This window comes from Mesorhizobium sp. M1D.F.Ca.ET.043.01.1.1 (assembly GCF_003952385.1).
GTDB lineage: Bacteria > Pseudomonadota > Alphaproteobacteria > Rhizobiales > Rhizobiaceae > Mesorhizobium.
This window is the reverse complement of the sequence record NZ_CP034444.1, coordinates 2384892-2402092: the sequence shown is the minus strand read 5'-3', so window position 1 is coordinate 2402092 and position 17201 is coordinate 2384892. Positions and strand designations below refer to the sequence as shown.

18 protein-coding genes are annotated in these 17201 nt (G+C 61.6%); 6 read left to right on the top strand and 12 right to left on the bottom strand.

What is annotated here, in order from left to right:
• The first annotated feature begins 14 nt into the window (after nt 1-14).
• The 3 genes from EJ067_RS11760 to EJ067_RS11750 all read left to right on the top strand — a co-directional run bounded on the left by EJ067_RS11760 (nt 15) and on the right by EJ067_RS11750 (nt 3539).
• Entirely contained in the window at nt 15-1331 is a 1317-nt protein-coding gene (locus EJ067_RS11760) for an MFS transporter (protein WP_126085850.1), read from the top strand.
• An 83-nt stretch (nt 1332-1414) separates the two neighbouring features.
• On the top strand, nt 1415-1801 hold the full coding sequence (locus EJ067_RS11755; RefSeq protein ID WP_126085849.1) for a RidA family protein: 387 nt from the start codon (nt 1415-1417) through the stop codon (nt 1799-1801).
• 334 nt (nt 1802-2135) lie between these two features.
• Nucleotides 2136-3539, top strand: a complete 1404-nt coding sequence (locus EJ067_RS11750; RefSeq protein ID WP_245468297.1) for an NAD-dependent succinate-semialdehyde dehydrogenase — start codon at nt 2136-2138, stop codon at nt 3537-3539.
• Between the two features lie 24 nt (nt 3540-3563).
• Here the strand turns inward: EJ067_RS11750 and EJ067_RS11745 are convergent, their stop codons facing one another.
• The gene (locus EJ067_RS11745) at nt 3564-4310 is read right to left on the bottom strand and encodes a GGDEF domain-containing protein (protein WP_245468245.1); all 747 of its coding nucleotides are present in this window, start codon (nt 4308-4310) and stop codon (nt 3564-3566) included.
• Nucleotides 4311-4573: 263 nt separating this feature from the next.
• Entirely contained in the window at nt 4574-5269 is a 696-nt protein-coding gene (locus EJ067_RS11740; RefSeq protein WP_126089584.1) for a thermonuclease family protein, read from the bottom strand.
• Between the two features lie 226 nt (nt 5270-5495).
• Here EJ067_RS11740 and EJ067_RS11735 point away from each other — a divergent pair, with 226 nt between their 5' ends.
• On the top strand, nt 5496-6032 hold the full coding sequence (locus tag EJ067_RS11735; protein WP_126085846.1) for a hypothetical protein: 537 nt from the start codon (nt 5496-5498) through the stop codon (nt 6030-6032).
• 106 nt (nt 6033-6138) lie between these two features.
• On the opposite strand, the gene EJ067_RS11730 is transcribed toward EJ067_RS11735, so the two are convergent.
• The 10 genes from EJ067_RS11730 to EJ067_RS11685 form a co-directional block, all read right to left on the bottom strand.
• Nucleotides 6139-6699 carry a hypothetical protein gene (locus tag EJ067_RS11730; RefSeq protein WP_126085845.1) on the bottom strand — a complete coding sequence of 187 codons (561 nt, stop codon included), beginning with the start codon at nt 6697-6699 and terminating at the stop codon, nt 6139-6141.
• A complete protein-coding gene (locus tag EJ067_RS11725) occupies nt 6696-7259 on the bottom strand; it encodes a L,D-transpeptidase (protein ID WP_126085844.1) in 564 nt (187 codons plus the stop codon). The genes EJ067_RS11730 and EJ067_RS11725 overlap by 4 nt, the downstream gene beginning before the upstream one ends.
• 79 nt (nt 7260-7338) lie before the next feature.
• A complete protein-coding gene (locus EJ067_RS11720; RefSeq protein WP_126085843.1) occupies nt 7339-8502 on the bottom strand; it encodes an AAA family ATPase in 1164 nt (387 codons plus the stop codon).
• Complete coding sequence (locus tag EJ067_RS11715; protein ID WP_126085842.1) at nt 8499-9134, bottom strand: TadE/TadG family type IV pilus assembly protein; 636 nt, start codon at nt 9132-9134, stop codon at nt 8499-8501. Before EJ067_RS11715 ends, EJ067_RS11720 begins: the two co-directional genes overlap by 4 nt.
• Nucleotides 9128-9625 (bottom strand): TadE/TadG family type IV pilus assembly protein, encoded by a 498-nt coding sequence (locus EJ067_RS11710; RefSeq protein ID WP_126085841.1) that lies wholly within the window; start codon nt 9623-9625, stop codon nt 9128-9130. The genes EJ067_RS11715 and EJ067_RS11710 overlap by 7 nt, the downstream gene beginning before the upstream one ends.
• Nucleotides 9626-9630: 5 nt before the next feature.
• The gene (locus tag EJ067_RS11705) at nt 9631-11157 is read right to left on the bottom strand and encodes a pilus assembly protein TadG-related protein (protein WP_126085840.1); all 1527 of its coding nucleotides are present in this window, start codon (nt 11155-11157) and stop codon (nt 9631-9633) included.
• 69 nt (nt 11158-11226) lie between these two features.
• Nucleotides 11227-11514, bottom strand: coding sequence for a hypothetical protein (locus tag EJ067_RS11700; RefSeq protein ID WP_126085839.1), 288 nt, complete (start codon nt 11512-11514; stop codon nt 11227-11229).
• Entirely contained in the window at nt 11501-12940 is a 1440-nt protein-coding gene (locus tag EJ067_RS11695) for a type II and III secretion system protein family protein (RefSeq protein WP_126085838.1), read from the bottom strand. The genes EJ067_RS11700 and EJ067_RS11695 overlap by 14 nt, the downstream gene beginning before the upstream one ends.
• 55 nt (nt 12941-12995) lie before the next feature.
• Nucleotides 12996-14030 carry a Flp pilus assembly protein CpaB gene (gene cpaB / locus EJ067_RS11690; protein WP_126085837.1) on the bottom strand — a complete coding sequence of 345 codons (1035 nt, stop codon included), beginning with the start codon at nt 14028-14030 and terminating at the stop codon, nt 12996-12998.
• 95 nt (nt 14031-14125) lie between these two features.
• Entirely contained in the window at nt 14126-14338 is a 213-nt protein-coding gene (locus EJ067_RS11685) for a Flp family type IVb pilin (RefSeq protein WP_126085836.1), read from the bottom strand.
• A gap of 498 nt (nt 14339-14836) precedes the next feature.
• On the opposite strand from EJ067_RS11685, the gene EJ067_RS11680 reads away from it, so the two are divergent.
• Complete coding sequence (locus tag EJ067_RS11680; protein WP_126085835.1) at nt 14837-16222, top strand: CpaF family protein; 1386 nt, start codon at nt 14837-14839, stop codon at nt 16220-16222.
• Nucleotides 16222-17193 carry a type II secretion system F family protein gene (locus EJ067_RS11675; protein WP_126085834.1) on the top strand — a complete coding sequence of 324 codons (972 nt, stop codon included), beginning with the start codon at nt 16222-16224 and terminating at the stop codon, nt 17191-17193. The genes EJ067_RS11680 and EJ067_RS11675 overlap by 1 nt, the downstream gene beginning before the upstream one ends.
• Nucleotides 17194-17201: the final 8 nt, after the last annotated feature.

Sequence of the window (17201 nt, the reverse complement as noted above, 5' to 3'; positions counted from 1 at the left end):
TACGGGAGGAAGAAATGTTCACTTGGTACAAGCAGTTGACGGAGCGCGAGCGGAACACCTTCTGGGGCTGCTTCGCCGGCTGGGCGGTCGATGCGATGGATGCACAGCTCTTCAGCTTCGTGCTGCCAATTCTTATCGCGGCCTGGGGAATGTCGACGGCACAGGCGGGCTATCTGGCAACGGCAACGCTGCTCTCCGCGGCAATTGGAGGATGGGCCTGTGGCTACCTCGCGGACCGCTTTGGCCGGGCCCACATCATGCAGTTCACCATCCTGTGGTTCTGCAGTTTCACCTTCCTTGCTGGTTTCGCACAGGATTTTCAGCAACTGATGGCCCTGCGCATCATGCAAGGGCTGGGCTTTGGCGGTGAGTGGGCCGCCGGCGCGGTTCTCATGGGTGAGATCATCCGCGCCGAGCATCGCGGTAAGGCCGTCGGCTCGGTCCAGAGCGGGTTCGGTATCGGATGGAGCGCGGCGGCCATATTGGCAGGGCTGGTCCTGGCGTATTTTCCCCAGGACTATGGGTGGCGTGTTCTGTTGATGATCGGCGTCCTTCCTGGCCTTCTGGTTCTCTATCTGCGCCGCAAGCTGGAGGAGCCGGAGATCTTCGTCAGAACGCGCGAGCGGGTCGAGAAAACCGGAAATCGCCCGGGGTTGGGCGCGATCTTTCGGCCGGAGATATTGCCGACAACGGTGCTGTCCTCGTTGCTTGCATTCGGCGTGATTGGTGTCGGCGGTGCGATCGTCAACTGGCTGCCCACCTTCATGAAGACGGTGCGCGAGTTGTCGCCGAGCACTTCGGGATACTATGTCTTCGTGGTCACCGGCGGTTCGTTCTTCGGGTTTCTGGCGAGCGCGTATCTGGCCGATCGCCTCGGCCGGCGGCGGACGTTCCAGCTGTTTCTGTTGTGCTCCTGGTCGATCACCATCGCCTACATGTTCCTGCCGCTCTCCGGCTGGCCGCTGATTGCCCTGGGCGCGCCGTTCGGCTTTTTCACGATCGGAAACTATGCGGCGCTGGGCCCATTCTTCACCGAGCTTTTCCCCTCTGCCATTCGCGCGAGCGGCCAGAGCTTCGCCTACAATTTCGGCAAAGCAACCGGCGCGGCGGCCGTGTCGGCGATCGGAATACTGGCGCAGCATATCGGCCTGGCGGAGGCCATCGGCCTGGTTGCGCTGCTGGGCTACAGCATCGCGTTCGCCGCGACCCTCGTGCTGCCCGAGACACGCGGAATTCAACTGACGTCCGGCCATGAGCCTTCCGCGCCACGCCCCGACATCGGGGGCTCTTCGCGTCTGAGCCAGGAACCGGTCCTGCGCGCGAGGCGATAGCCGCCCCAGTGCGCCCGCAAGTGCACTGCATCGCAGGTCACCGATCATTCCATGGAACACATCCGCAAAGGATCGACTGAGCGATGCGCAAAAGCATTTCGGTGAAAGGATTGAGCCACAGACATCCAATCCCCAACGCCTGTCGGATCGGCAGCATGGTTTTTTCGGGAGCGGTTCATGGTGTCAATCCGATCACGCACGAACTGCCGTCCGAAATAGCGGAACAGTCGGCCAACGTGTTTGCCAATATGCGCGCCATCATCGAGGCCGCCGGCGGTAGCGCGGAAAACATCGTCAAGGTGGATATCTATCTCCGCGACAGCGGCGACAGGAATGCCGTGAACGAAGAATGGCTCAGGATGTTTCCCAATCCCGAGTCACGACCGGCACGACATGTTCAACCGTTGCCGCCGGACAGTCCGTCTCTGGTGCAATCAGAATTCATTGCGGTTATCGAGGAAGCTCTTTGATCTAAGCGCAAATTCCTGGGGTTAAATGCTTCGCCGGCGGACCGGGCCTCGCACCGGCTCATCGCCGACCTTTCAACTGCACGTCCCGCTCGTCTCCCGGCAATGATCAGGATGAGGTTGGCCAAGTCGACCCATCTCGAGGACGACAACTGCCCAAGGTGGGTCTACCGTCGTCCTTTCCAGGCCCTATGATCGCACCGGTACGCGGAATAGACCTCGGCTCCATTGATACGCTTCAACGTGCTCGAGGAGGAAACCGGTATTGCCCCTGTGCCTGCCGATGATCCGCCATCTGAAATTCCCCGGCCTGTTTGGCGCGATCGATCGCGTGTCGATGCTTGGCGCGCCGGCCGGCGGGCGCACGTTCCAGGTCTTCAATCCATCGACCGGCGAACTCTTGGCGGAACTTCCCGACATGGGCGTCGAGGAGACGCGCGCGGCGATCGATAAGGCCTATGTCGCCCAGGCCGAATGGGCCGCGCTGACCGCCCGGGAGCGCAGCGAGATGCTGTGGCAATGGCATCAGCTCATCGTCGACCACACTGACGACCTGGCCGCGATCCTCACCGCGGAGATGGGCAAGCCGCTCGCCGAGGCCAAGTCCGAGGTCTCCCATGCCGCCGCTTATCTGCAATGGTACGCCGAGGAGGCCAATCGTATCTATGGCGAGACGATCTCGGCGCCGTCGACCGACCGGCGCATGCTGGTGATCAAGCAGCCGATCGGCGTCGTCGGCACCATCACACCGTGGAATTTCCCCGCATCGATGGTGGCGCGCAAGATCTCGCCGGCGCTGGCCGCGGGCTGCGCCATCGTGCTGAAACCCGCCGAGCAGACGCCGCTTGTCGCGGGCGCCATGTTCGCGCTCGCCGCCGAGGCCGGTTTTCCCGACGGTGTCGTGAACCTCGTCTACGCCTCCGAAGGCGCCGCGGTGGGGCGTGAGCTCTGCCACAATCCCAAAGTGCGCAAGATCAGCTTTACCGGATCGACCGAGGTCGGGCGCCTGCTCATGCGCCAGTGTTCGGACCAGATCAAGAAGGTCAGCCTCGAGCTTGGCGGCAACGCGCCATTCATCGTCTTTGACGACGCCGACATCGATGCCGCCGTCGACGGGGCGATCCAGGCGAAGTTCCGCAATGCCGGCCAGACCTGCGTTTCGGCCAACCGCCTCTACGTCCAATCGGGCGTTCACGACGAGTTCGTTAAGAAATTCGTCGAACGCGTTCGCGAGCTTCAGGTCGGCGACGGTTTCGATCCCGGCGTCGCGATCGGCCCGCTGATCGACAGGCATGCACTGGCCAAGATAGAATCCCACATCGCCGACGCGGTGGCAAAGGGCGGCGCGATCCGCTGCGGCGGAGGCAGGATCGGCGCGGACGGCACGTTTTTTCAGCCGACGGTCCTTACCGATATCTCCAGCGCCATGACGGTGGCGCAGGAGGAGACATTCGGGCCGTTGGCTCCGGTCATCCGCTTCGAGGATGCGGATCAGGTCGTGCGTGAGGCCAACGACACGATCTACGGCCTTGCCGCCTATTTCTATGCCTCCAACCTGAAGCGCGTCTGGCGTGTAGCGGAGGCCTTGGAATACGGCATGGTCGGCATCAACACCGGACGCATGTCCTCGGAAGCAGCGCCTTTCGGCGGGATCAAGCAGTCGGGCATTGGGCGGGAGGGTTCCCGCCACGGTCTCGAGGACTATCTTGAGATGAAATATCTCTGCATGGGCGGCATCTGAGGTCGTTGGGGTCCGCCCGCGGGTTCAGTTGCTGATATGCGACAACGCCAGGTCGGCTTCGTCCTGGGCGTCCAGCAGAAGTTCCTCCGCCGACCGGAACATGTCCTCGAACGCCAGTTCGTGCTCGAAGACAACGCCGCCGACGCGGATGGTAAGCACGTCCTTGTCGCCTTTCGGCGCGAAATAGATCTGTCCGACTGCTTCTCGAACGCGTTCGCCGATCTCCTTGGCGTCCTGCTTCGTCGCGCCGGGCAGGAAAACGCCGAACATCGAGTTTCCGAGCCGGCCGATCAGATCGTCCTTGCGCACCGAGGATCGGATAGCCGAGGCGATGAGACGCAGGGCCTCGTCGCCCCAGCCGAGGCCGAAGCGCAGGTTGATCGATGCAAGATGTTCCGGGTGGATGACGAGGAAGGCGCCTGAACGCGGGCCGGAAGGCCGTGCCGCCCGCCTGTCGACCATCGACGTGAACACCGCCCCGTTGAGGCAGCCGGTCAGGGGATCGTAGGTGCCGGACCGGGTGAGTTCCTGCCGGTAGCGGCGGATCTCGACCTGTCTCCAGCCGAGCAGGGCAAAAAGCGGCAAACCGATGATGATGGGCAGAAGGGTGGCCGTGACGACGCTGCGGCCGAACGGCGTCAGCACGTCGCTGAGCAGGAGCAGATAGTTCAGGCCGAGCGACAGGCCTACGCACCCGGCAGTGCCCAGCAGGGACAGCAAGACGACCTGCTTCCAGGCTCCTGCCGGCGCGGTCTGCGTTTTTTTGCTCACTGGCCAATCTCCCGTTGGACACATTGGCTTAAAGGCGGTGTGTTACGATTTCCGTTTCAGCGAGGCCTACAATTTGAAGGAAATCGGCATCTTTCTCCGTGGGCAGGCTGCGCTCGCTGGCGGCCGCGGCCTGGTTCTGGCTTCGATCGCCTGATTCGGTCGCTGAAACAGGTCGGCGTTTGGTACGATCGCCGAGCGTTTCAAACCATTCCGTTTTTACGCAATTCCCGGACGGAAAGCCGTAACCGGCTTTTTCCGGATGCCTATTGCGCTGGGCCGAAAATGCCCATCTCGGCACCCTTGGCGACAGACTCGGCCTTGCCGTAGATGCCCGATGGTGAAGCCATGGCCCAGCCGTTGGCGACCAGCCAGGCGCCGACATCCTGCCTGCCGAGCATGCAGGGCGCGGCGACGGCGAAGCGGTCGACATCGGGCGGCAGGACGCATTTCAGCGCCCGCCCGCGCAGCCAGGCGTTGAAGGCGGCGCGGGCGCGCTGCCCGCAGGGCCAGACGGCATCGCCGAACGAGCAGGTCTTGTCGGGATCGATATCGATGGTCCCGCTGATGACGACCCGGCGGCCCATGGCTTCGAAGATCGCCGACGAGGTGGCGACCGGGCGATAAAGCAGCGTCTCGCGCCAGTCCTGCGGCATCGGCGTCTTCGGCGGCGAGGCGAGACCGAGGTCGCCGAGCGGAGGCCGGGGCTCGATGCGCTGGACCCCCGCCGCGTCGAGCGGCGGCGGCGCGATGAGGTCCTCGGCGATCCTGCGCGCCGCCTGGCCCGGCCGCGCGTCATGAACGGCGATGCGAGGGGCGGGCGGTGCTTCGGCCGCCTCCCGCGCCGGCGGATACGAGGGGAGTTCGTCGGGCAGCCAGCGGCCGGACGCGGCAATCAGCAGCGCGCCGGCGACCAGCCCGAGGCCGCCGAGCGTCGTGGCAAGCCGGCCGGTCGAATTCACCTCGCCCAAAGCGCGCCTCGTCGTTTCACCGGATCATACATATGTCGCCCAGAAGTGTGCAGCGGTTCCGGGGCAACGACATGCAGCAAACAAAACGTAAAGCGCGACGACTGGATCCAGCCCGGCGCGCTTTGGCGGGCGACATTGCTTGAAAAGCAAGGCGTTGCGTTAAGTCTCGCGCAACCAATGCGGCTTACAGTCGAGCATCGGATGTCGAGGGGATGACATGACGCGCAAGCCGATACTGATGTTTGCCTTTCCGGCCCTCATGCTGTTCCTGCTGGCGGCGGAACGCATTGCGACGTTCCTGCTCGGATTCTATCCGGCGAGCCCCGCCATGTGGCAAGCCTGGCTCGAACTGCGCCCTTATTCGACGATGTTCTGGCAACAGGTGAATTTCTATCTGGGCGGGTCGATCGCGCTCGACACAGCTATCATCCTCGTCGCATCGGCTGCCTGCTGGATGGCCTGCCAGGCCAAAAGATCCGCCGGCTTTTTCCTCGCCAACCATGTCGCCCTGCTGTTTGCCGGTCTGATGATCGCGGCCGGCAGCCATTCGGAGACGGCGAGCACGATCGCGTCGTTCACCGCGGAGCGGGGCTTTCAATTCTCGCTGATGATCGACTTCAGCCTGAAGAACAGCCTGGTGCTGTGCCTCGGCCTTGCCGCCTGCGTCTATTGCCATGTCGCCTTCCTGCGCGAGGCGAGGCAACGCGCCGACGCCCGCGCCGGCCGCATCCTGGCGCTGCAGCGCGACCTATAAAAACGCGTCGCGACGAAGCGGATTCGGGCGACGCGCTTCAAGCCCTGGTTTTGATGCATGTCGTTGTCCCAGAACCGCGCACCTTCAATTATTGCGCGGCGCCGCGTCAGTTGATCTTCTTGTAGTAGACCTTGCCGTCGGCCTGCTGGATGCGCTGATAGGACGGATTGGGTCCGGGCGGCGCGGCCTTCCGCTTGAACGTCGGCGAGGCGTCGACGGAGTCCGGCTCTGCAGGGATTTCTACTGCCGACGCCTCCGCCACGGTCGTGCCGGCGAAACCGGGCTCCGGCGCGCGCGGCGTCTCGGTGTCGGCAGCTGCAGGCTGTCCCTGCTCCAGCCGGGCGACATTGCCGTTGATCCGGCCGAAGCTCGCCTGCAACTGCCGGTCCAGCGTCTCGAACCGGCTCTGGAAGCCATTGTTGACGGTATCGATGCGGGCGCCGATCCGCTGCTCGAACTGGCCGAGCTGGTCCAGCCGCGCCTCCAATGCCCGAAGGTCGTTGACGCCGCGATAGAGATAGATTGCGGCGGTGACGTTGACGAAGGTGACGAGCGCCGCGCCGGCGGCGACGACGCCGATGGTCATCGCCCGGTTTGGCCTGCCAGGGGCTTTTTCCCGTTCGCCGAGTTCGATTGCCGGAATTTCCGGCTCGCTGATCATCGTCATTCAACCACCACCTTTGCGCCCACCGCGACGCGCTTGAAGAGATCGATCACATCGGTATTCGTCAGTCTGAAGCATCCGGACGTGCCGTCGAAGCCGACGCCCTTGGGATCGTTGGTGCCATGGATGCGATAGAGCGTGTCGCGGCCGTCGCGCGCGAGATAGAGCGCCCTGGCGCCGAGCGGATTGTAGGGGCCGGCGGGCACCATCGCCGGCAGTTCCGGCTGGCGGGCGCGCATCTCCCTGGGCGGTCGCCATTCCGGCCATTCGGACTTTGCCGCTATCCTGACCGTGCCGGTCCAGCCGAAGCCGTCGCGGCCGACGCTGATCTGGTAGCGCAGCGCCTGGGCCTTGTTGGTGACCAGGTAGAGCGCCTTCTCTTGTCTGCGGATGATGATCGTTCCCGGCTGCTCGTCGGTCCGGAAGGCGACCGTCTTGCGCAGGCTGGGGCCCATGGCGGGAAGCGGCGGCAGCCCCGATCCGGCTTGCGCGAAACCGCAGGCCGACATCGACGCAATGCCGATCAGGCAAGCGGCCGCAAGGTGCGTGGCGGTGCGGCGCATTTGCTTTGCCGCAATTCCGGACGGAAGGCTACGGCGAAGTCGCCGAGCCCAACCACTGCGCACTTTTCCGGGAATTGCTCTAGCGCTGGGCACTGTCCAGCCGCTCCTTGAACATGCGCTTCAGGTCCTTGTTGAAGCGGGCCCGCCCATCCACCTCGGAAGGCAGTATAGCGCGGTTCAGCGCGTCGGCCAGCAGCGCGTTGTCGAGCGCCAGCGACTTGATGTGCGGCGCCTTGAAGATCTTCTCCAGCTCGCTGCGCGAGAAGTGGTTGCCGAACCATTTGCGCTTGTGCTTGTTGGCGACCAGCGTGATCGAGACGCCGTTGCCGCGCAGTTCGCGGATCTTCTTGTAGAGCCGCTTGCCTTGCCGAAGCGAGGCGACGTTGAGCTCGAAGACGATGAAGATCTCGTCGCTCGTGCGCAGCACCGACTCGTGCCACGGCGTCTCGATGTTGGGCAGGTCGATGACGATGTCGTCGAAGCGGTAGGCGACGAGGTCGAGCAGGCGGAAGACGAAATCGGCGCCATGCGGCTCGAACGGCAATTGCGGCCGCTCGAAGGAGTAGAGCGTGAGGCCGGACGGCCGCGACAGCTTGATGACGTCCATCATCTCGACATCGAGCCGCTCCGGCTGGCCGATGATGCCGGCCAGGTCGAACTGGTTGAACTGGTTGAGATAGGCGCCGCAATTGGCGCTCTGGAAGTCGAGGTCGACGAGGCAGGTCGAGGCCGCCCGCTCGGCCGATTTCGAGGCGAGGTGCTCCGCCGCCGAGATCGCCAGCGTGGTCGCGCCGGCGCCGCCGCTGGCGGCAATGAAGGTGACGATGCGGCTTTTCGTTCCCTGATTGCCGGTGTCGTGGAAGGTGACGGCGTTGAGCAGCTCCTTGGCATCGAGCGGCTTGTGCAGCCAGTCCGACGCGTTCATGCGCACCAGCACGCGCGTCTTTTCAGACGTCAGTTCGCCCGAGACCGCGATCAGCGGCACAGAAGCCCAGGCCGAGCGCGCCTCGACGATGCCCGCATTGCCGAGCAACTCGCCATCGGCGAGATCGAGGATGATGATGCCGGGTCGTGTGTCTACTGGCGGCCCTTTCAGGAACTCGACCGCCTCCGAAACCCTGACATCGTAGATCGCCAGCGCGTCGAGCCGGGTGGTCACGTCGTGCCGGAAATTCGGATCGGACGAAAACAGCGCGACCTGCTTGCGTTTGGTTGGGAGAACTCTGGTGTCGATGGCGTTCATGGCCATGTACTCTTTAAATCTTCACCCGTTACTGTACTCAGCATGGAAGGCATGGACATATTGCCGAACCCGAGCAGACCGCCCAGGAAGAAGAACTGGAATTGATGGTTGACGATGCTGACGGTGATGGTCGGCACCGGACCGCCTGGGCGTGTCCAATAGCCCAGCCCGGAAGCCTGATACTGAATCTGAACCTCGGACTTCTTCAGCATTGGCAGGAAAGTCTGCATACCAGCACGGGTGGTGCTGCCGCTGAAGATCAGGTCGAAGGCGGCCTGGCTCACGTTGAGGTTTTTGCATGTTGCACCTGTTCCGCAGGTGCAAGAAGCAACCCCGGCAGTATTGGCGGTGCAGATGTAATTATACGTGTTTAGCGCAACCGCAGTGCCGACTTTGGTTGTATCGCTTTGCGTCAAGGTCTCGAGTGAGAGGCCGCTAGGAACGGGAGCGGAAATTTGCGCCAGCCTGGCACCGGCCTGCACCGCTTTGTTCGCCGCGTTCCATTGATAGAAAGCGTAGCCAAAGTCGACGAAGCCAAGCAGCAGGGTCAACAGCAACGGCATTGCGATAGCCGCTTCGATCATCGCCGCCCCGGACTGGCTTCTCCAAAACGAGTTGCGCGGCGTCACCATCCGAAGACACGCTCCTGATGGGCGACGCTCAGAGTGAGGTCACCAAAGCCAAGATAGGACCAAAAACCGACGTCAGGATAGTTATATGCGGTGCTGACCGTCACCACATCGACGGTGCTCTTGCTGCTGAGATAGATCTCGGTAGGGGGTGTGGTGGTCGTATCGACCGCCGCAGTGGATGTCTTGGTGATTATGACTTGCGCGGGAAGCCATCCGGTCACCCTGGCGCTGGTGCCATCTACCGCCCCGTTAGCCGCAAGATTTTGTGCCAGCCCCTTGCAAGTGTCCCAATCGCCGCTGCAGCGCGCCATATAGCGAGCCGCATCCTCGACGCCGGCCTCAAGCAGCAGACGTGTGTTCAACATATTGGAGAACTCGAATACGCCGGCTGACAGCAGAAGCACGAACGGTGCGACGATCGCCATTTCGACCAGGGCTGTGCCGTCCTCGTCGCACCGGAACCGTTGAATGAAGTGGTTGATCTTGGTCACGAGGCTCACCGGTAAAGCTGCGCTTCGTTTCGGAGAGCTTTGTCGAGCGAGCCGTTTCCCAGCGGGCCGTCGACATCGACGATCTCGAAGCTGATCGGCTTCTCGGCGCCCGTGCCCTCATCGCTACTACTAGCGTTTTCCTTCTGGATCGGGGTGATCAGAAAGATGCTTGCATATCCGTCCGCCTTTATCGATGTGTGGCCACGGATGCCGTTGGCGTTCGCAAGACAATCGACGACAGCCAAATTTATCAAACGGCGATCCGGGTCGGACGTCGGATACGGCGACTTACCGTTGTTGAAGCACTGCGGCGTGCCGACTTCATTGGTCGGATTGTTCGATTGGTCGGCAACTTTACTGTTGTTGATCTCATAGCGATAGGTATCGTATCGAGATGCGGGTTGAGTTGTATCTCCGGTCGGGTAGCTGGTGCTGGGGATGTTCGGAACGGAAGCGCCGTTGTGGTTGATGTTCCAATACTGCTGATAAAAAGTCGATGTGCTGGTAATCTTCTGCGAATAGGCAATGTTGCCGGCATCCCAGACTCCGGGAGGGAGAGGCAGCGCCGAATTGTCCGTCACTGGATCGTACTTGTTGCAGGTATTCTTTTTCTGCCCCTTGCGGACGTTGCTCGCGGGGCGATAGTCCCAGTTCTTGTTCTGCTTATTGAGCGATGCGCTGTAGATGTCGAACCGGGTATTCAACCCAGTATTTACCTGGCCCAAGGTCACGCCGGTCTTCGTGGTGAGCGCATCTCGATTGTAGCAGGTGCCGGCCGTACCCATGGCGATGGCGTCTCGTAGCGACTGCAAATTATTGTCGAGCAGGCCGAAATTGCCAGGGCCTGGATCGTTGCTGGTCTGCAAGATGTGGAACTCGCGACTATAGGTGTCGCCTGTCGTGAAGGCTTGCTGGATCGTCTTGCTGGTCGCCGGCGTCGTCGTCTCGAACGGGTTGCACATGAAGACCGGCACGGTCTCGCAGATATCCTGGGTGAATCCGGCCACCGCCTGCGGATCAATGTCCATCGTGTCGCTGGCGCCCAGGAAATTGGCCGGAAAAATCGTCGCGAAGGCACCCGCGCCATCAGCCAGGCCTGAAGGGTTCACCGTCACTTCCGCGAATGACACAGCCTTTGGATCCGTGCTGGCCCAGTTCACGCCGTTCGAATCGACACCGGCGGCGCTTAGTCGCGTGTTGTCGCTGGCCGGTATTCCCGTCAGGTAAGTTACCGTTACATCGGTGAGGGCGAGTTGGTGGTCGCCTGATGTCGAAAACAGCGTCCTGTTGGCGATGAGATTGGTGACAGCCCGATCGGCCCTGATGATGCTGTCCGATCTGCCGTCAAGTTCGGCCGCTGCAGCAAGCGACAGAGCGTCGATACCTTTCTGCAGGTCGTTGTGCAGTCCGGTGGCCCGGCTCATGTCGATAGTCACCAATGCAAAGCCGACGAGCACCGGCAGCATGATGGCCACGAGGATCATCGCTATGCCGCGTTGATCGTTCCAGAATTCACGAATGGTCCCCAACATGACCTTACTCTCTGTTCCATTCGTACCAGGCGTCCCCGCTCGCCCGACGCACGCATCCTTCTGCTTAGTTCACTGCGCGCCGGCTGGGCCGACATTCACCGTCATGTTTGTCGTTGGCGCCGGCGCCGGCGGGAACTTGTATCTCTGAACGACTCCAACGGACCGCGCCCCGTTGCCTTCGATCTTGGTGTTGTTGGAAGCCGGGTTGTACGGATCGACCGTCTGCAGCAGCTCGTTGGCTTTCTGCGTATCGCCCGACGCCAGGGTCATCGTGTCGTAATTGTGCAGATAGTCCGCCGCGCAGCCCGCGAGCAGGCTGGAACCGAGAAGGACGAGCAGGAGCTTATTTCTTGACATAGACCAGCTTGTCCTTCGATTTCACATCCAGCATGTGGCCGTAGGGGCCGGTGACGCCGTCGCCGTGCTCATACTTCCGGATCATGTCCTTGCTGACTTCGAGCTGGCCAAGCAGGAAAAGCTCGGGATCGTTGGCGGGCTTCGTCTTGTCGAAGGGCGTCGCCAACTGCTGGCCGGGCTTCACCGGCCGCACGATATGCGGCGTGACGATGACCACCAGTTCGGTCTCTTCCTTCTGCGTGCTCGAATTGTGGAACAGCGCGCCGATGATCGGCACCTGTCCGAGCCAGGGCACCTGTTCCTGCAGCCTGGTGTTCTTGCTGGAGAGCAAGCCGCCCACCGCGAAGCTCTGGCCGTCGCGCAGGTCGACCGTGGTCTGCAGCTTGCGATTGGTGAAGATCGGATCGCCGGCAGGGGTGAAGCCGGTCAGGTCGCTGACTTCCGGCGCCAGCTTCATATGGATCTTGCCGTCATCGAGCACGATCGGCGTGAAGTTCAGATTGACGCCGAACTGCTTGAATTCGATTCTCACCGCGTCATTGAGGACGGAGCGGATTGGCACCTCGCCACCGGCGTTGAAACTCGCGGTTTCACCAGAAGCCGTGGTGAGGTTTGGTTCGGCCAGCGTACGCACGACGCCTTTCGACTCCAGCGCCTCGATGATCAAGTCAACCTTGATGTTGCTGTCGATGACTCTGGTAATCAGCGCGCCGAAGGGATTCGTGTTCGATAAAAGCCCGGTGACCAGATCTCCGGGGCCGAGCACTACACCGTCCTTGTCGACAGCCGCGATGCCGGTGCCCGTCCGCGTCGTACCGCTCCCATTTGTGCTCCTGAATGACACGCCGAGATCGCGGTCGGCATTGCGTTTGGCCTCCAGGATGCGCACCGACAAATTGACCTGTTCACTGTCATCGATGGTGACCGCATTGATGATGGCGTCGGGACCGTATTGCTGCGTCACCTCCACGATCGATGCCAGCGTCGCGGCGTCCTTGACATGGCCGCTCAGTCGGATCTTGCCGTTGATCGAGCCGATTTCGATGCGGGCCCTCGGCGCCACCTGGCGGATCGCGGCCGCCATGTCGCTGACGTCCTGGCCAACCTCGATCTGGATGGCGCCCAGCGAGCGCTTGTCCTCGGAAAACAGGTTGACCGTGGTGGTGCCGACGCTCTTGCCGATGATGTAGAGCGTCTTGTCGGTCATTGGCTGGGCATCGGCGATCTTTTCGTCACCGACGACGATATCGCCCAGCGTGGCGTTGACCTGGATCGTTGCGGATTGGGAAATCGGCACGAACACGCGGTGCAGCGACGGGCTCGACACATCGATGAAGCGGTCAGCTGCGTGAACCGCGGAACTCAACGCCAACGCACAGGACAAGGCCAGAGCAACTGCCGTAAGTGGTCCCCAGAACTTACGCATCTACGCTTACCCCCCGTTGGCTGATTCGGAATCCACCCATCCTAATGTGCCAACGTTACTTTTGTCGCGGCACCTCGTATGTTTCGAGCTTCACGCCGCGAAACACACCGATTGTAGCCCGGGCTGGCGGTTCCGGCTGCACATATTTGACCACTTCCTTTACAACTTCTTGAGGTTGTGGTGCGGGTGCCACAGTGGGCTTCACCTTGCTCAATTGATCTATCTGGCTTCCGACCCGTTCTACGGCATGGGCCAAGCCATCAATCTTCTCGTTGGCGCGCTTGCGCTCTTCGGCGGCCGCGGCGTCCGCGGCCTTCTGCCTGTCGAGCTCCGCCTGGCGTCTCGCGACATCGGCCAACGTGTCGCCGGTGAGGTCGGCGAGCGTTACCCGCTCGGTCGTTTCGCCTTTGTTGCCCGCGGCCTGACGCAGCGCCAGCGACAGCTGGCCGGCGCCGGCGGCCAGAGTGAGCTTCTGCGCATCCTTGGTGCTCACTTCGACAGTGACCGCTTTCACCACTTGCGGATTTTCCTTGCTCTCGTCGGCGACCTGGTCGACGGCAAGAACTTTCACGCTTTGCAGCAGCACGTCGACGAAGCTCTTGTCGGCACCTTCGTCGCTGCGCACGCTGCGGGTCAGGAGAATATCCACCCGATCGCCAGGGAAGACGAACCCCGCAACGCCCAGCACGTCGTTCACGCGAATCGAAACGGCCTTCATGCCTTCGGCGAGCACTGCCGAGAGGGTGGCGCGCTGTCCGGCGCCGGTGATCTTGCTGGCCAAAACCGGTTCGTTGACGCTGATCGGCTGCAGGGCCTGACGCGTGCCGTTGCCGGCCAGGGTCTCTTTCACTGTCTTGAAGGCTCCCGCCGGCACCGCCCCGGCCGGCCAGGCGATTTCGCGCAGCTTGTCGGCGCTCAGAGTGTCGCCGAATTTCAGCGGCATTGCCGCGACCACGATGCTGCCTGTTTGCACGGAATTGGACTGCGCCAGCGCATTGCGCTGGCCCGCCAGCCAAATATTCACAAGGACGACCGCCAGCACACCGAATATGCCGGCAAGAACGATCATGATAAGCGTGTTGGCGCGCATAACCCCAAGCCCCGAGCCAATAAAGCGGGATACGCCCCGCAGCGATTGTATTCAGGCCCGGATTTGGACAACCCGGGCCTGATTTCTTCAAACGATCAAGAACCCGAACCGCTGGCGCAGGAGCCGATGCCCGAATTGTCCATGGCGCTGCACAGGCCCGAGAAGCGGCCCGTCACCCAGCCCCCGATGCCGATGATGAACCCGATCGCCGCGACGGCGATGATGCCGATCAGGATCGAATATTCGACCATAGCAGCGCCGTTTTCATCGTCGCGGAACTGCCGGGTCATCGTCATGAGCTTTTTCATGCCAATTTCTCCCTTTGGAGGTTTGAACCCGACGAGACAGAGCCAAGGAATGAACCCCATACCCAAGCATCCCCCGTCACGTGCAATCCTTGTCCCGCAAAAAAGCCGAGTCAAACGGATTAACAGTCCGTTAACCTTTCAATACTCGATCTGAAAGTTTCTCATTTTTCACAAGAGCTTGATTCGTTTGGTTTTTCAAGCGATCTTAACCATTCGTTCACAATTCTGCCTCGTTCGGTCGAAGCTTCCGCCACATTAGTGACAATGCATAAATCATTATATCTGGCAACTTACCCGGATAGGTAGTGTTGAGGCGACAAAGGTCCTAAGACTTTGGTCGGCGGGATGGGGGCGAGGCAAAAATAAAACGATTTCTTGAATGCGCTTTTCTTAACTATGTCGCAAGTAATACTTCCACTGTGTCCTCTACGCCGCTTGTGCCCCTTGTGGTTAACGCTTAGTTTCGCTGCGGGGGAAATTGGCAGGGGGTTCAGCGCCATGTTGGGTCGCTTCATAAAAGGGTCGGGAGAGCAGCGCTTGCCGTCGCCGACTGCAGTCGTCACAGCAGCAAATGGACCGGCAGTTGCCCCTGCCGCGGAAGCCGAACCGCAGGGTGACGATTTCCTGACGCTCAAGGTCGAGCTGCATCGCCATCTTATCGACCGCTTCAACCTGGCCGCTCTCGAGAATGCCACGAAGGACGAGATCCTCAACGAGATCCGGCCGATCGTGCGCGAATTCGTGCGTGGGCGGAATGTGCCGCTCAATGCGCGCGAACTCGATCAATTGACCAGCGATACGGCGGACGAGATGCTGGGCCTGGGTCCGATCGAGCCGCTGCTCAAGGACGACTCGATCACCGACATAATGATAAACACGCATGAGCGCGTCTTCATCGAGCGCCGCGGCGTCATCGAGGAAACCTCGATCCGTTTTCGCGACGAGCCGCATCTTCTGCGCGTCATCAACAAGATCGTATCGAACATCGGCCGGCGCGTCGATGAATCGTCGCCGATGGTCGACGCTCGCCTCGACGACGGCTCGCGCGTCAACATCGCGGTGCGGCCGATCTCGGTCGATGGTCCGCTGGTGTCGATCCGAAAATTCTCCAAAAATCCGTATTCGCTCGAACGCCTGATGGCATTCAACTCGATCCGCCAGCCGATGATCGACATGCTGCGGATTGCCGTGCAGGCGCGCAAATCGATCCTGGTCTCGGGCGGCACCGGCAGCGGCAAGACGACGCTGCTCAACGCGTTGTCGAGCTATATCCCGGCCAAGGAGCGCCTGGTCACCATCGAGGATGCCGCGGAACTGCAATTGCAGCAGCCGCATGTCGGCCGCCTGGAGACGCGTCCGCCCAACGTCGAGGGCAAGGGCGAGGTTCGCCAGCGCGAATTGGTCAAGAACGCGCTGCGCATGCGGCCGGATCGCATCATCGTCGGCGAGGTGCGCGGCGAGGAGGCCTTCGACATGCTGCAGGCCATGAACACCGGCCATGAAGGCTCGATGACGACGATCCACGCCAACACGCCGCGCGATGCCATATCGCGCCTGGAGCAGATGGTCGGCATGGCCGGCATGCCGATGACCCATGAGTCCATCCGCGCTCAGATCGCCTCCGCCATCGACATCATCGTGCAGACGCAACGCCTTTCCGACGGCGGCCGGCGTGTGGTTTCCATCTCGGAACTGACGGGCATGGAAGGCAATGTCGTCCAGCTGCAGGAAATCTATCACTTTGTCAGACGCGAGGTGGCCGCCGACGGATCGATCGTAGGGGAGTTTCGGGCGACCGGGGTTCGCCCGCGCTTCGCCTCCGAGGCCGCCACGCTTGGTCTCCACTTCGGCAAGGATGTGTTCAACCCGCAGGTTGCCTTGTAATGCTGACTGGACAGGCGCTTATCTATTTTATCTACGCCGTTGCGGCGGCTTCCGTCATCCTGGCCGGCGAAGCCTTCTATCTTTCGCTCGCCGGTCGCCGCTCACGTTTCGCCGCCGTCAATCACAGGCTTCGCCGCCTGGCTGATGAGGCGCCGGCGGAAAAGACGCTGCAAAGCCTGTTGCGTGAACGCGGCCTGACCGACTCCGGAGACTTTGTCTTCGGCCTTGTCTGGCTGAACAGGCTCTATACCCAGTCGGGAATCACCGGGAACCCGCTGACTTTCGCTGCCAGCTTTCTCCTCGCGGGCCTCGCTTTGGCTTTGCTGCTCTGGTTCCTCATCGGCCTTTCCGAGCTTGGAGCGCTTTTCGTCTTCCTGGTCGTCGGTTTCGTCCTGCCGCTTCTGCTCCTGCGGCGCGCCCGCGGCAAGCGAATCCAGAAGTTCGCCAAGCAGCTCCCCGATGCCCTGGACATGATTGTTCGTTCGTTGCGAGCCGGGCACCCGGCCTCCGTTGCCATAGGTCTCGTCGCTCGTGAAATGCCGGACCCGCTCGGAACGGAATTCGGCATCGTCGCCGACGAGATCACCTTCGGGCTCAGCATGGAGCAGGCCGTAAGAAAGCTGTCGGAGCGCGTGGGTTTCGAGGGGCTGCACTTGCTGACGGTTTCTCTGTCGATCCAATCGAAAACCGGCGGCAACCTCACCGAGATCCTCGCCAATCTTTCGTCAGTGCTTCGCGAACGGCAAAAACTGCGCATGAAGATCAGGGCGCTCTCGGCGGAGGGGCGAGTCTCCGCATGGGTCATCTCGCTGTTCCCGCTTGCAATGTTCCTGATATTGCAAGTCATTGCACCGTCGTATTACGGAAAGATTTGGCACAGTCCGGTCATCTTTCCGGTGTTCACCGTCTTCGGCGGGTGGGCGTTGCTTGGCGATTACATCATGTATCGCATGGTCAATTTCGACTTCTAGGAGTGACC

Bases quoted from the DNA above. Each gene is read 5' to 3' on its own strand.
- EJ067_RS11750 (WP_245468297.1), top strand. From the start codon at position 2,136: ATGCTTGGCGCGCCGGCCGGCGGGCGCACGTTCCAGGTCTTCAATCCA.
- EJ067_RS11730 (WP_126085845.1), bottom strand. From the start codon at position 6,699: ATGACGATGATCAGCGAGCCGGAAATTCCGGCAATCGAACTCGGCGAA.
- EJ067_RS11735 (WP_126085846.1), top strand. From the start codon at position 5,496: ATGACGCGCAAGCCGATACTGATGTTTGCCTTTCCGGCCCTCATGCTG.
- EJ067_RS11700 (WP_126085839.1), bottom strand. From the start codon at position 11,514: ATGTCAAGAAATAAGCTCCTGCTCGTCCTTCTCGGTTCCAGCCTGCTC.
- EJ067_RS11675 (WP_126085834.1), top strand. From the start codon at position 16,222: ATGCTGACTGGACAGGCGCTTATCTATTTTATCTACGCCGTTGCGGCG.
- EJ067_RS11720 (WP_126085843.1), bottom strand. From the start codon at position 8,502: ATGAACGCCATCGACACCAGAGTTCTCCCAACCAAACGCAAGCAGGTC.
- EJ067_RS11685 (WP_126085836.1), bottom strand. From the start codon at position 14,338: ATGAAAAAGCTCATGACGATGACCCGGCAGTTCCGCGACGATGAAAAC.
- EJ067_RS11680 (WP_126085835.1), top strand. From the start codon at position 14,837: ATGTTGGGTCGCTTCATAAAAGGGTCGGGAGAGCAGCGCTTGCCGTCG.
- cpaB (WP_126085837.1), bottom strand. From the start codon at position 14,030: ATGCGCGCCAACACGCTTATCATGATCGTTCTTGCCGGCATATTCGGT.
- EJ067_RS11715 (WP_126085842.1), bottom strand. From the start codon at position 9,134: ATGGTGACGCCGCGCAACTCGTTTTGGAGAAGCCAGTCCGGGGCGGCG.
- EJ067_RS11705 (WP_126085840.1), bottom strand. From the start codon at position 11,157: ATGTTGGGGACCATTCGTGAATTCTGGAACGATCAACGCGGCATAGCG.
- EJ067_RS11695 (WP_126085838.1), bottom strand. From the start codon at position 12,940: ATGCGTAAGTTCTGGGGACCACTTACGGCAGTTGCTCTGGCCTTGTCC.
- EJ067_RS11725 (WP_126085844.1), bottom strand. From the start codon at position 7,259: ATGCGCCGCACCGCCACGCACCTTGCGGCCGCTTGCCTGATCGGCATT.
- EJ067_RS11755 (WP_126085849.1), top strand. From the start codon at position 1,415: ATGCGCAAAAGCATTTCGGTGAAAGGATTGAGCCACAGACATCCAATC.
- EJ067_RS11760 (WP_126085850.1), top strand. From the start codon at position 15: ATGTTCACTTGGTACAAGCAGTTGACGGAGCGCGAGCGGAACACCTTC.